This is a genomic window from Amycolatopsis sp. WAC 01416 (assembly GCF_003947485.1).
In the GTDB taxonomy this organism is placed as follows: Bacteria; Actinomycetota; Actinomycetes; order Mycobacteriales; family Pseudonocardiaceae; genus Amycolatopsis.
Genome location: NZ_QHHX01000011.1, coordinates 342610 through 355555 on the forward strand (window position 1 = coordinate 342610; position 12946 = coordinate 355555).

Annotated in this window: 17 protein-coding genes; 3 read left to right on the forward strand and 14 right to left on the reverse strand. The window is 68.1% G+C overall.

What is annotated here, in order from left to right:
* Positions 1–6 precede the first annotated feature (6 nt).
* From tatC to DL990_RS34475, 6 genes are all read right to left on the reverse strand, one after another.
* Complete coding sequence (gene tatC, locus DL990_RS34450) at positions 7–978, reverse strand: twin-arginine translocase subunit TatC (RefSeq protein ID WP_125787715.1); 972 nt, start codon at positions 976–978, stop codon at positions 7–9.
* Positions 979–1075: 97 nt separating this feature from the next.
* Positions 1076–1408: a Sec-independent protein translocase subunit TatA gene (tatA, locus tag DL990_RS34455; protein WP_125787714.1), complete on the reverse strand. Its 333-nt coding sequence runs from the start codon at positions 1406–1408 to the stop codon at positions 1076–1078.
* 38 nt (positions 1409–1446) lie between these two features.
* Positions 1447–1656 carry a bacteriophage holin gene (locus DL990_RS34460; protein ID WP_125787713.1) on the reverse strand — a complete coding sequence of 70 codons (210 nt, stop codon included), beginning with the start codon at positions 1654–1656 and terminating at the stop codon, positions 1447–1449.
* Between the two features lie 9 nt (positions 1657–1665).
* Positions 1666–2643 carry a YafY family protein gene (locus DL990_RS34465; protein ID WP_125801226.1) on the reverse strand — a complete coding sequence of 326 codons (978 nt, stop codon included), beginning with the start codon at positions 2641–2643 and terminating at the stop codon, positions 1666–1668.
* A complete protein-coding gene (locus DL990_RS34470; RefSeq protein ID WP_125801227.1) occupies positions 2640–3620 on the reverse strand; it encodes a YafY family protein in 981 nt (326 codons plus the stop codon). The genes DL990_RS34465 and DL990_RS34470 overlap by 4 nt, the downstream gene beginning before the upstream one ends.
* A gap of 9 nt (positions 3621–3629) precedes the next feature.
* Positions 3630–4061: a helix-turn-helix domain-containing protein gene (locus tag DL990_RS34475; RefSeq protein WP_125787878.1), complete on the reverse strand. Its 432-nt coding sequence runs from the start codon at positions 4059–4061 to the stop codon at positions 3630–3632.
* A gap of 104 nt (positions 4062–4165) precedes the next feature.
* Between DL990_RS34475 and DL990_RS34480 the strand changes: the two genes are divergently transcribed.
* Genes DL990_RS34480 through DL990_RS34490 form a run of 3 tightly spaced genes read left to right on the forward strand, consistent with a single transcriptional unit; the run spans position 4166 to position 6301 of the window.
* On the forward strand, positions 4166–5104 hold the full coding sequence (locus DL990_RS34480) for an NADP-dependent oxidoreductase (RefSeq protein ID WP_125801228.1): 939 nt from the start codon (positions 4166–4168) through the stop codon (positions 5102–5104).
* A 37-nt stretch (positions 5105–5141) separates the two neighbouring features.
* Entirely contained in the window at positions 5142–5606 is a 465-nt protein-coding gene (locus DL990_RS34485; RefSeq protein WP_233599060.1) for an SRPBCC family protein, read from the forward strand.
* Positions 5603–6301, forward strand: a complete 699-nt coding sequence (locus DL990_RS34490; protein ID WP_125801229.1) for an SDR family oxidoreductase — start codon at positions 5603–5605, stop codon at positions 6299–6301. Before DL990_RS34485 ends, DL990_RS34490 begins: the two co-directional genes overlap by 4 nt.
* Here DL990_RS34490 and DL990_RS34495 read toward each other — a convergent pair.
* From DL990_RS34495 to pafA, 8 genes are all read right to left on the reverse strand, one after another.
* On the reverse strand, positions 6298–7161 hold the full coding sequence (locus DL990_RS34495; RefSeq protein ID WP_125801230.1) for a TIGR03620 family F420-dependent LLM class oxidoreductase: 864 nt from the start codon (positions 7159–7161) through the stop codon (positions 6298–6300). The two genes, DL990_RS34490 and DL990_RS34495, sit on opposite strands and share 4 nt — an antisense overlap.
* A 72-nt stretch (positions 7162–7233) precedes the next feature.
* Complete coding sequence (locus DL990_RS34500) at positions 7234–7575, reverse strand: helix-turn-helix transcriptional regulator (protein WP_125787707.1); 342 nt, start codon at positions 7573–7575, stop codon at positions 7234–7236.
* 420 nt (positions 7576–7995) lie between these two features.
* Complete coding sequence (locus DL990_RS34505) at positions 7996–9036, reverse strand: oxidoreductase (RefSeq protein ID WP_125801231.1); 1041 nt, start codon at positions 9034–9036, stop codon at positions 7996–7998.
* Positions 9037–9112: 76 nt separating this feature from the next.
* A complete protein-coding gene (locus DL990_RS34510; protein ID WP_233620665.1) occupies positions 9113–9673 on the reverse strand; it encodes a hypothetical protein in 561 nt (186 codons plus the stop codon).
* Positions 9670–10428 (reverse strand): hypothetical protein, encoded by a 759-nt coding sequence (locus tag DL990_RS34515; protein ID WP_125801232.1) that lies wholly within the window; start codon positions 10426–10428, stop codon positions 9670–9672. Before DL990_RS34515 ends, DL990_RS34510 begins: the two co-directional genes overlap by 4 nt.
* 24 nt (positions 10429–10452) lie before the next feature.
* Positions 10453–10776 (reverse strand): hypothetical protein, encoded by a 324-nt coding sequence (locus DL990_RS34520; protein WP_125801233.1) that lies wholly within the window; start codon positions 10774–10776, stop codon positions 10453–10455.
* Positions 10776–11498: a hypothetical protein gene (locus tag DL990_RS34525; RefSeq protein WP_125801234.1), complete on the reverse strand. Its 723-nt coding sequence runs from the start codon at positions 11496–11498 to the stop codon at positions 10776–10778. The genes DL990_RS34520 and DL990_RS34525 overlap by 1 nt, the downstream gene beginning before the upstream one ends.
* Positions 11499–11587: 89 nt before the next feature.
* The gene (gene pafA / locus DL990_RS34530; protein ID WP_037319655.1) at positions 11588–12946 is read right to left on the reverse strand and encodes a Pup--protein ligase; all 1359 of its coding nucleotides are present in this window, start codon (positions 12944–12946) and stop codon (positions 11588–11590) included.

Below are 12946 nucleotides of genomic sequence, written 5' to 3' on the forward strand. Positions count from 1 at the left end.
CCCGGCTCAGGTGACGTCGTCGGTGCTGGTGCGCTTGCCGTTCGTGGCGGCAGACGGCTCCTCGTCGATCTTGCTCGGCGTGTAGTCGAACGGCGCGGCCTCGTCGTCGTCGAGCTGGTCCCAGCCCTCGGTGCCGCGTTCCTTGTCGAGCTTGCGGTCGTGGAAGCGCGCGATCTGGATCGACATCTCCAGCAGGACCACCAGCGCGCCCGCCAAGGCGATCATCGAGAACGGGTCCGAACCGGGCGTCGCGAAGGCGGCGAAGACGAACACGACCATGATCAGGCCGCGGCGCCACTTCTTCAGCATCTGGTACTTCAGGACGCCGACGCGGTTGAGCATCACCACGAACAGCGGGAGCTCGAAACTGACGCCGAAGATCAGCAGCAGCGACAGGATGAACGAGATGTACTTGTCACCGGTGAGCGCGGTGATGAACTGGTCGCCACCGAAGTTCATCAGCAGTTCGAGAGCGTGCGGGATGAGCAGGTACGCGAGCACGGCGCCGGTGGCGAAGAGGATCGACGCGAAGAAGACGAAGGTGAGCGCGTACTTGCGCTCCTTCGAGTAGAGGCCGGGCGCGATGAACGCCCAGATCTGATAGAGCCACAGCGGCGCCAGCAGCACCGCGCCCGCGGCTATACCGACCTTCAGCTGGATCATGAAGGCTTCGAAGGGGACCGTCTGGAGCAGCTGACAGGGGCCGGTCGGGGAACCACCGAGCCTGCGCTGGTACGGGATGCCGCAGTACGGACCGGTCATGATCTGGCCGAGCGACGGGATCGGGCCGACCCTGGTCTGGAACCAGAGGAAACCGATGATCCCGCCGGCCAGGATGGCGAGCAGCGCGAAGCCCAGACGGCGCCGGAACTCGTAGATGTGCTCGATGAGCGTCATCGTGCCGTCGGGGTTGCTCCGACGGCTGCGCTTGCGCCGCTTCGTGCCGCGGCGCTCCTCACCGGAGGCGGAATCCGCCACTGGACAGTCCGTTCTCGTCAGGGTCCACCATGAGCGCGCCGCGACTTCGGCGCGCTCATCCGCGAACAGGCTCCGCTGGGCTTGCTAAAAAGACCGCTCAGCTGGCGTTCTTCTGCGCCTGCTCGGCCGGAGCGGGCGTGGCGGCCTGCTGCTTCTTGAGGTCGTCGAGCTGACGCTGGAGGTCGGCGACCTGCTTGTCCTGCGCGTTCGCGGCAGGCGCGGGCGTGGTGGCCTGCGGCAGCTGCTTGGTCTCGACCTCTTCGGTCTCGGCGGCCTTGTCCTTGTCCCCGGCCATGTCCTTGGTCTCGGCCTTGAAGATCTTCATGGACTTGCCGATGGACCGCGCGGCGTCCGGAAGCCTCTTGGCGCCGAACAGCAGGACAACGACGAGCACCAGGATGATGATGTGCCACGGCTGCAGCGCGTTCATCGTTTGCGGCCTCCTTCTCGAGTCTCTCAGGTGTGATGTTACCGGTCTTCGAGCCCACGTCGTTCCGCGATCGCCACGCGGAGCGCGGCCGACCGGGCGCGAAGGAGCCCTGTCCGTTTTCGGGTGTTCGTAGCCACCATGCTCATCGTATGGGTGAGCACGCGCAAGACTCTGCGTAATTTGATTAGCAGAACAAAGAGCAGGAGCAGCCCGGCGACGGCGAGCGCGATGCTCGGCAGGTACGACACGGCGTCACCCTACTGCTCGTAGGTTGACGTTAGGTGACGAGCCCGGGCCAGCGCGTCGGCCGCGCGTCGACGAACTGCCTCACCGAGCGCGGCAGGGCTTTCGACGTGTGCGTCTCCGCCCAAACCGAGGATCAACCGGACCATCCAGGACTCGTCGGCGTAGCGCATCCGGATCCGCAGGCGTCCGCCGTCGAGCTCGTCGAGCTCCTCGCAGGGGTAGTACTCGGCTACCCAGCGTGTGTCGGGATCGAGGACGAGGACGGCTTCCTGCTGATCGGGACGCGGTCGAAAAACACCATCGGAAATGTCAGTGGGCCGCGCGTGTGCCGGCGGGACGGCGGGTTCGTCGAGCACGGTGAGCTCGTCGATACGGTCGAGGCGGAACAGCCGGACATCCTCGGCCCGGCGGCACCACGCTTCGAGGTAGCCGACCGCCTGCACGATGAGCAGCCGCATCGGATCGACGGTGCGCTCGGTGATCTCGTCCTTCGACGCCGTGTAGTACCGGATCCGCAACGCGCGCTTCGCGGTGAGAGCGGCCCGGACGGCTTCGCGGGTGCCTGCGGTCTTCTTGCCTTCCCGTACTCCCCCGCCGACGACGATCCCCGACGGCTGGGCCTGGCCTGCCGCGGCCTCGATCTTCGCGATGGCGCGGCGGACCGCGTCGGCGTCGACCACGCCGGGCGTCTCGGCGAGTGCCCGCAGCGCGACGAGCATGGCCGTCGCCTCGCCGCCGGTGAGCCGCAACGGGCGGTTCATGCCGGCGTCGTGCGTGACGACGATCGTGTCGCCCTCGAAGGAGAGGTCGATCAGGTCGCCGGGGCCGTAGCCGGGCAGCCCGCACATCCACAGCAGTTCGAGGTCCTTGCGGAGCTGCTTGGGCGTGACGTCGAAGTCGTGAGCGGCGTCGTCGATCTTGATCCCGGGCCTGGCGAGCAGATAGGGCACGAGCGCGAGCAGCCGCGGCATCCGTCCGGTGGCGCTCATCGGGCACCGCCGGCGTGCGCGATGGCCTCGAGGCGGCTGAAGACGGACTTCGCGAGGACCTCGGGTTCGAGAACGAGGACGTCCGGGCCGTGGGCGGTGAGCCAGTCGGCGGCGGATTCGGGGTAGTACAGCTCGATCTCCACGAGGTCGCCTTCTTCTCCCCCGGCGTGGCTGCGGCCGACCACCCGGCCGCGGCGGCGGACCCCGGCGGCCCTGCCGTCGGCGACCCAGACACTGGCCGTGGTCACGGCGGACGGGTCCTCACTGCTGCTGGCGGAGACCATCCGCAGCAGGTTGACCCCCTCCGGGCGTTCGACGACGCCGGGTGGGCCGAAGGCGTCGACCTTCCCTGTCACGCGCGAAAGGCGGAAGCAGCGGGACGCGCCGCGGTCCCTGTCGTGCCCGACGACGTACCAGCGACCTTTCCAGGACACCACGCCCCAGGGTTCCAGGGTGCGGATCTTGCGTTCGGCCGAACCGCTGCGGCGGTACTCGAAGCGCACCGCCTGCCCGGCCTGGACGGCGGCGAGCAACGGACCGAACGCCGGTTCCGCGCGGACGCGGGGCTCCACGACCGTCGGGGCGTGATCGTCGACCTCGACGCCCGCCGCGCGGAGCTTCACCAGCGCGCCTTGGGCCTCACCGGTCAGTTCCGGGGAATCCCAGAGCCGGACGGCGAGGCCGACCGCGGTCGCCTCGTCGGGCGCGAGGTCGATTTCGCCGAGTTCGTAGTCGCGCCGCGCGATGCGGTAGCCGTCGATCGCGTCGAACGCGGAATTGCGGCCGGTCTCCAGCGGGATGCCGAGTTCGCGCAGTTCGGTCTTGTCGCGCTCGAACATCCGGAAGTACGCCTCGTCGCTGGCCGCGTCGGCGTACCCGGGCACGATGCCCCGGATCCGCTCGGCGGTGAGGTACTGCCGAGTGGACAGGAGGGCCAGAACCAGGTTGACCAGACGTTCGGCGCGAGCGGTGGACACCCGGTTACCCTAGCCCGCGCCGTCCGACCCGATGGTGACAGCCGCCGATCGCGCGTCGTAACGATCCCTGGCGGTCTCGACCTCGTCGAAGCGCGTCTCGGCCCAGTCCTTGATCCCGGCCAGCAGTTGCCGGAGGCTCCGGCCGAGTTCCGTCAGTTCGTAGTCCACCCGCACCGGCACGCAAGCGGTGACCGTACGGGTCAGCAGGCCGTCGCGTTCCAGGGTCCGCAGGGTCTGCGTGAGCATCTTCTGGCTGACGCCGGCGATCCGGCGGGAGAGGTCGCTGTAGCGCTGGGGCCCGTCTCCGAGGGCGACGAGGACGAGGCTCACCCACTTACCCGAGACCTCGTCGAGCAGTTTCCGGGCGGGACAGGCCGCGAGATAGGCGTCGTAGGCCCGTTTCTCCTCGTTCCGCCGTTCTTGTGCCGTGCGCGTGACCACGGTGCGCGTACCTCCGCGTGGGTTGGGCACCTCGAGGTGCGTACTTCCCGATGGAGAGTAACTCCCCATACGTTCGCCTGGAACGATCCCCTTGGAGGAGAACGATGCGCGCAGTGGTGGTCCGCCGGTTCGGCGGTCCGGAAGTCCTGGAGTTCACCGAGATCCCGGTGCCCGTCCCGGGATCCGGTCAGATACGGGTGAAGGTGGCCGCGGCCGGGGTCAACCCGGTCGACGCCGCGACCCGCTCGGGTTTTCTCACCGAGGCGGGGATCATCCCGCCGCGTGAGGTGATCGGGATCGGCTGGGATGTCGCCGGGACCGTCGACGCGGTGGGCGACGGTGTCACCGGGTTCGCCACGGGCGACGCCGTGATCGGCCTGCGGGACCGGCCGTCGACGGCGCTCGGCACGCACGCCGAGTTCGTCGTGCTCGACGCGGACGCGGTCGCCGCTGCCCCGCGGACGGCATCCCTCGTGGAGGCCGCGACCCTGCCGTTGAACGGTCTCACCGCGGTCCAGGCCCTCGATCTGCTCGACCTTCCGGCGGATGCGACGGTACTGGTGACCGGTGCGGCGGGTGCTGTCGGCGGCTACGCGGTCACCTTGGCCAAGGCCCGCGGTTTTCGCGTGGTGGCGGTCGCCGGTCCCGCCGACGAGGCACTGGTCCGAGGGTTCGGCGCGGAGGTTTTCGTGCCGCGCGGCGACTTCCTGGCCGATCGCGTGCGCGCGGTGATCCCCGGCGGTGTCGATGCGGCGCTCGACACCGCGTTGCTCGGGCTCGAAGCCTTGGACGCCGTGGCGAACCGTGGCCGGTTCGTGGTGTTCGCGGCCGGAGCGGCCCCGATTCCCTTGCGCGGCATCAGGGTCGAGCACGTCTGGATCCGCGCGGACGGCGCCGCGTTGGCCGATCTGACGGCCCTCGTCGACGAAGGCGCGCTCGCTCTGCGGGTCGCGGACACGTCGCCCTTGGACGAGGTGGCGAAAGCGCACGAGCGCCTTGCCACGGGCGGGCTCCGCGGGCGGCTGGTACTGACCAACGAATAAGTTGACGCTTAATTAAGCCTACGGTTATCTTCGCATCATGGACAGCATCATGAACGAAGACGAAACCCGGCTCGAACTCCGGCGCGAGTATCCGGACCCGATCGAAGACGTCTGGTCGGCGCTCACCGAATCCGAGCGCACGGCCCGCTGGATCGGCACATGGACGGGCGAAACAGGGGTCGGCAACACGATCATGCTGCTGATGACCGCGGAGGAGGGCTCCGAACCGTCGCCCGCCATCATCCGCGAATGCGATCCGCCGAAACGGCTGGCCATGGATCTGCACAACACCGACGAGCCGACCTGGCGAGTGGAGTTGACGCTGACACCGCGCGGCGACGGAACGGTGCTCGACTTCGTGCACCGGATGCCCAAGCCGGATTGGGACACCTCGGACATCGCGAAGGGCTGGCACTTCTATCTCGACCGGCTCGGCGCTTCCCTCACCGGCGAACCGGTGCCCGAATGGGAGACGTACACGCCGCCTAGTTTGGAGGCATGAACGATCGAGTACTGCTGATCACCGGCGCCTCCCGCGGTCTCGGCGAGGCCACCGCACGCCGGGCGGCCGCGGCCGGGTTCCGGCTCGCGTTGCTCGCCCGCGACCGCGAGGCGCTGCTCCCCCTCGTCGCCGAGTTCGGCGAGGATCGCGCCCTCGCGCTCGCGGTCGACGTCACCGACTGGGGTTCGCTGTCCTCCGCGGTCGAGACGGTGAAGACCACCTTCGGCGGGCTGGACGCGGTGTTCGCCAACGCGGGGCAAAGCGTCGTGGTCTCGTTCGCCGGGGTCGGCGGCGCGGACCCCGAGCAGTGGCGGGACATGGTGCTGACGAACGTCTACGGCACCGCCCTCACCGCACGGGCGACCCTGCCGTCGCTGGCGGAATCGAAGGGGCACCTCGTGCTCACCGGTTCGGTCGCCGGGCGCTACCACCGGCCGGGGAACCTCTACTCGGCGACGAAATGGGCGGTGACCGGGCTCGCTGGATCAATCCGCGAGGAGGCCGTCGGCACCGGCGTCCGGGTCACCGTCGTCCAGCCGGGTTTGGTGGACACCTCGATGATCCCTGAGGACTCGAAGTCCAAGCCGAAACTGGAACCCGACGACATCGCGAGGGCGGTGCTCTACGCGCTGGAGCAACCGCCCTCGGTCGACGTCAACGAGATCGTGGTCCGCCCGACCGGGCAGGTCCGCTAGCCCGGCAGCAGCGACTCGGCCAGCCGTCGCCAGTGCGGCATGGCCGACTCGCCGGGTTCGACGCCGATGACCTGGATCCCGACGTGGTCGGCGCCCGCGTCGAGATGGCCGCGCAGTTTCGCGGTGACGGTGTAGAGGTCGCCCCAGAACACGAGATCGTCGACGAGCCGGTCGCTGCCGCGGCCACCGTCGAGGTCTGCTTCCGTGTAGCCGAGACGGAGGAACTTGGCGACGTTGTACTCCGACGTCAGGTAGCCGTGCAGATGCTCGCGAGCGATCCCGCGCGCCTTGCCCGGGTCGGTTTCGAAGAGCACGGCGTGCTCGACGCCGAGGAAGGCCTTCTCCCCCAGCACTTCCCTCGCCTTGGCGGTATGCGACACCGGCACGTGATAGGTGTGCGCGCCCTCGGAGCGGTCTCGGGCCAGATCGAGCATCTTCGGTCCGTACGCGGCCAGCAGGCGCCGGATCGGCACGGCAGGCAACGGGTTGGCACTCGTGACCGTGTCGAGTTCGTCGAGGTAGTCGTTCATGGCCTCCAGCGGCTTGACGCCGGGACGCGCGCCACCGAAGCCGAGCCCCAGGACGTGCCGGCCGGGATAGGCGTCGGCCAGCAGGAGGGCGGCGCCGCGGGTCCAGCGCGCACCGCGGGAGCCGATCCGCGCGATCCCGTTGACCACGGCCATGCGTTCGGTGGACGCGAGCAGGAATCCGGCGTGGGTCAGGGCTTCCCGCCCGTCCCGTTCCGGGATCCAGATCGACGGCCAGCCGAGTTCTTCCAGCTCCCGCACCGAATCCCGCAGCATGCTCGCGGGCTGGTCTTCGAAGTCGAACGTCCAGATCCCGAAACGCCCCAGTTCCATCCGTCTCTCCTCAGGTCGAGTACAACATATCGAAGTATCGCAGATGTTCGATATGTTGTACTCGACCTGAGCTCAGATGGAGCGTCCCAGCAGGTCGACGAGCTGCGCGATCCGCTGTTCGTCACGGCGGTAGTGCGTCCACTTGCCCACACGGGTGGACCGGACGAGCCCGGCGCGCTGCAGCAACGCCATGTACGCCGACACGGTGGATTGCGCGAGCCCCAGCTTCGCCTGGAGATGACTGACGCAGACGCCGACCTCGTTCTGATCGGCGATCGCGTTCTCCGGCGGGAAGTGCCGGTCCGGTTCGCGCAGCCACCCGAGCACCTGGAGGCGGATCGGGTTGGCGAGTGCCTTCAACACCTCGACGAGGTGCTCGGTGGTCTCCGGGACGGGTTCGGCTTGTGCGGTCATGATCCTTCGAGCTTATCGGTACAGGCGGTCGCGAAGGGGCCTCCGCGCGCCATCGTTGTTGGGGCCAGAGGCGTGTGTCTGAGTCCGTGAAGGACTCCTTGGGGCACCGCATTTGCTTACCCACTACTCGGGGCTCGCGCTCTGAGATCCCCTTGGTTGTCGTGCGGCCTTAGGCGTGACACGCGTGATTGGACGCGTAACTCGCGTGATTGGAAGCGGAACTCACGGCGGACCCGGTCACGGGCGAGATCGGCCTCCAATCACGCGAGTTCCGCCTTCGATCACGCGCGACGTCCATCGGCCCGGTGGTGACATCACCTCACGACCCACCCGCCAACCCGCAGGTCAGACGTAGGCACACAAATGAAGGCCTCCTTGAGAGACTCAGGGTCCCTCAAGGAGTCCTTCACGGAGCGCCGCTCACGACCCGAGCCGGGCGGCCCTGCCTTTCGCCCCGCTCGCCCAGCACGCGCCGCGAGCACAGTCGACCGAGTCCAACGATCCGGTGTCGAACGACTTCCAGTGCCGCCCGCCGTCCGGACTCAGATCGCTCCCGCCGGGGCCGACGGCGATGACCGTGTTCCCCAGCCACGCCAGCCCGGAGCGGTAGCCGACCGGCGCCTCGGGCGGTGTCCGCCACGTGCGTCCCCTGTCGGCGCTCAGCGCGACCGCCGGACCCGGCGCGTTCGGCGCCGCGTAGTCGCCACCGATGGCCACGCCGTGCCGCAGGTCCCGGAACGTCACCGAGAAGACCCCGGCGGAGGCGCCACTGGGCAACGGGGTGTCCGCGGCCTCCCAGGTCTTCCCGCCGTCGCCGGAGTGCAGGACCCGCGCGCGGGCGCCACCGCCGGTCGCGATCCAGGCATCACGCGGGCCCGAGGTGGTGAGGCACTGGCCGCTGGCGGCGAACCCGAACTCGCCGTCGAGCGCGGGTACCATCCCCTCGGACGGCACGGGCTGCCAGGTCCGCCCGCCGTCCGAAGTGGACTGCAATCGGAACTTGCCGTCCACCGGATCGCTCATCGCGAGCCCGCGCCGGTGGTCGAAGAACGCGACGCAGTCGTAGAAGGCGGCCGGGTCACTGTTCTGGAAGGACAGTCGCCAGCTCTTGCCGCCGTCGTCGGTACGGTAGATCCGGGACGCGTCGCCAGGCCCGATGGACAGGGCGACGGCGTGATCGGCGTCGAATGCCTCGATGTCGCGGAAGTCGAGCGCCTCGGTGCCCGTCGGGGCGACCGGCTTCCAGGAACGGCCACGGTCGGTGGTGCGCAGTACGGTGCCCCCGCTCCCGCTGACCCACGCCGTGCGCGAGTCCACCGCGGCGAGTCCGCGCAACTGCGCGTCCGTACCCGTCGGAGTCTCCGTCCACCTCGGCTCGGGCCATTCCGGCGCGGCTTGCGCGACCCCGGTGAACGCCAGCGGGACGACCGCTCCCAGCAGGACCAGCAACGCACGGCGCATCGGCGCACCTCTCCCTCGGTCGAAGAACCGCGCGGGCAACCCTAGTCTGCTCGACGGCGACCTGGCGAGACCCGAATCAGCCGGACTCCCGCTCAAGATGATTCCGCACCTTCTCGACCGTCGGGAAGAGCAACCGGTGAGCGACGACGGCGTTGACGATCGTGAGGATCAGGGCGAGAACCGGCAGGAGCGTGTACATCACGATGCCGGGCGTCACTTCGATTCTGTCCTGGGGGTCGTATCGACCGGATGAGGCGACACGGGAAACATAAAAGATCAAGAAGATCGCCGTCGCGAAAAGAGCACCACCGCACAACCCCGCCTCGACTCCTCGCAGGAGGATGGCGCCTTTCGTCTCCACGCTGCCGGTTCTCACGAGCGACCGTGCCGTCATCATGGCGATACCCGACAACAACAGCGCGACGGCCGCGAAGGTAGCCATTCCCATGGTGACGACATTGGCGCCGTCACTCGACGTCGGAAGAATCCGCCCCGCGATCTGGATGACCACCACCATGGTCAGGCCGACGGCACCCGTTCCGATCCCGAGACTGGTGGCGATTTCGCGAATGGCGCCGATCATCGCGGGTGGGAGCGGACGATAGGGCTCCGTCGGCCACACGGTCGGGTAGGTCACGGTTGCCGCTTCCAGTCCGATGAATGCGACATCGATTCCGTGTTGGTCCTTGGCCACGTGGCACCGAGCGAGTTCACCTTGTCCTCGATAGCGGTTTGTTCCACCCCGATGCTGTTGGTGAGTGAATCCACCGCGCTGATGGTGGTGAAGATCGACGCGATGCCGGCGCCGAGCACGCCGATCAGAATCACGACCGCGGCCGGGATGCCGACAACGCTGATGGCACTGACGATGGCCACGGCGACAGCGATGCCCAAAGCCGAAAGGGTCCCATATATCTGAAGCCAGAAACTCTCCAGACCGTTGGCGAGGTTGACGAGCGAGTTCCGGATCTGTAACCCCAGATCCTTGAGAGAGTTCAGCCCCGCGACCTGAGCGGGCACAGTGACCTTGTATGTCTCGGCCGCCTTGCCACTCCACTCGATGTTCGTCTTGAGCTTGTCGAGCGATACCGAGCCGGCGATCTCGCCGATACCGCTACCGATCCGATCGGACCACTCGGCGGCCACTTGCCTCAGCTTGGCGGGATCTCCACGGTCCGTGACGAACTTCTTGGTCGCGTCCCATAGCTCGGTCACCTTCTGGTTGAGCTCGTTCATGACCCGGCGGACGGGTTCGATCAGATCCGAGAGGATGTCCGGCACCCAGCTCATCACGCTGTTCACCTGGTCGAACAACGCACGGATCTTGTCTTCGATTTCACGAAGCTTTTCCATCGACTGATCGATGACCGGATTCGCTCCAGCGGCCGTCATGGCGGATTCCCCTCGGATGTTTCGCTAGCCGCGGCCGGCGCGATCGATATCGAGCGCGTGCTGGTCCTCGTCGTGGGCGTACCGGTCGGCGGCCGCGCGCAAGGAGGCGGACAGCGCACGGAAGTTGCTTCCCGCTTGGTCGATCATGTCCTGGATGAGGGCGCGGGCCTGGTTGTACTGCTTGTCGAGTCCCTTCGCCGCCGCGTACGACATGACGTCGCCGGGTCCGAGGCCCAGCGGATCGATCGCCGCACGAGGAGCGGCGAGATCGTCTGCGGCCCTGTCCCACACGTCCGCGTCGGAACGAAGTGCGTCCAGCGCCAGCGCGATGTCGTAGTCGTCCGCCATTACGGCCGCTCCTCGCTGATCGACGGTTCGAGACCGACGCGGCGCGCCATCCGGTGCGGGTCGAAGAGCAGGCCCATGATCTCGGCGATCGCGGGTCCTTGCGGGCCGTCGGCGAGGCCCGTCGGAGCACTGGCCCCGCGAAGCCGGCTGAGCACGTCGAGGAGTTCGCTCTCGATCTCGCCCGTCCGGACCTGCGCCACCCAGGCCTGGTCGATTTCCACGTCGACGATCTGCCCATGGGTAACCGAGCCACGGACATGGCCACCACAGCTCTCGGCGGAGATGCGGCGGTCGACGACCTCGGCGGCCCGCTGAGTGAACTGTGCCAACTCGGCGGTCGCGGCTTCCACGAGACGAAGCATGTCTTGTGTGCCGAGGGGGGACTCGTCGGCGATGGACGCCGGTGTCGCACCGAAGGTCGGCATGGCGGGCGGATTGCGGGCGACGTCGTCCACTTGCCGAGCCAAAGCCGCGATGGTGGCGGCGTTCGCCGCCGCTGCCACGGCGTTGTGCAGCCCGCGCGGGTCGACCGACCGTTTCCACTCCGGAGCGAGGGCCACCGCGAGGACGTCCGCATCCGGTGAGACGACCACGGTGACGACACCGTCCTGATCCCGCCCGGCGATCCGGTCGGGTTCGGGAACCGGTTCAGCGGCGGACGACCTCGGTGGATCGTCGTCCTGTTCCAGCTCTTCCTCGAACGCCCACCGCTCGTCGTCCATCCTCGCCCTCCCCGGCTCAGAACCCACAGCGACCTCCACGGTACCTGGAGTGACGATCGCGTGTCGGCCGGCTCTGAGCCGGGGGTCGATCAGAGCGAGGAAATGAGCCTTTCGACCCGTTCGTCCACCGAACGGAACGGGTCCTTGCACAGCACGGTCCGCTGCGCCTGGTCGTTCAGCTTGAGGTGCACCCAGTCCACGGTGAAGTCACGCCCGGCGGCCTGCGCGGCGGCGATGAAGTCGCCGCGCAGCTTCGCGCGCGTGGTCTGCGGCGGGGTGTCCTTGGCCAGTTCGATCTCGCCGTCGTCGGTGACCCGCCGCACGAGGCCCTTCCGCTGCAGCAGGTCGAAGATGCCACGGCCGCGGCGGATGTCGTGGTAGGCCAGGTCGAGCTGGGCGATCCGCGGGCTCGACAGGTCGAGGTCGTGCTTGTTGCGGTAGCGCTCGACCAGCCGGTGCTTGATCGCCCAGTCGATCTCGGTGTCGATCTTGCTGAAGTCCTGCTGCTCGACCGCCTCCAGCGCCCTGCCCCACAGCTCGACGACGCGCTCGGACTGCGGCGACGAACCGGTCTCCTTGACGTGCTGGACGGCACGCGCGTGGTACTCGCGCTGGATGTCGAGCGCGGACGCCTCGCGGCCGCCGGCGAGCCGCACCTGGCGGCGGCCGGTGAGGTCGTGGCTGATCTCGCGGATGGCCCTTATCGGGTTGTCCAGGGTGAAGTCGCGGAACTGGACACCCGCCTCGATCATCTCCAGCACCAGATGCGCCGAGCCGACCTTGAGCATCGTGGTCGGTTCGGCCATGTTGGAGTCGCCGACGATCACATGCAGGCGCCGGTAGCGTTCGGCGTCGGCGTGCGGCTCGTCGCGTGTGTTGATGATCGGCCGCGAGCGCGTGGTGGCGCTGGAGACGCCTTCCCAGATGTGTTCCGCTCGCTGGGACAGGCAGTAGACCGCGCCGCGCGGCGTCTGCAGCACCTTGCCCGCGCCGCAGATCAGCTGCCGGGTCACCAGGAACGGCAGCAGCACGTCGGCGATCCGGGAGAACTCCCCGGCACGGGTCACGAGGTAGTTCTCGTGGCAGCCGTAGGAGTTGCCCGCCGAGTCGGTGTTGTTCTTGAACAGGAAGATGTCACCGCCGATGCCCTCGTCCGCCAGCCGCCGCTCGGCGTCGACGAGGAGGTCCTCGAGGATGCGCTCCCCGGCCTTGTCATGGGTGACGAGCTGGACGAGGTCGTCGCATTCGGCCGTCGCGTACTCCGGGTGGGAGCCCACGTCGAGGTAGAGCCGCGAGCCGTTCGACAGGAAGACGTTCGACGAACGCCCCCAGGACACGACACGCCGAAACAGGTAACGCGCCACTTCGTCCGGGGAGAGCCTGCGTTGCCCATGAAAGGTGCACGTGACCCCGAACTCGGTCTCGATGCCAAAGATCCGCCGCTGCAT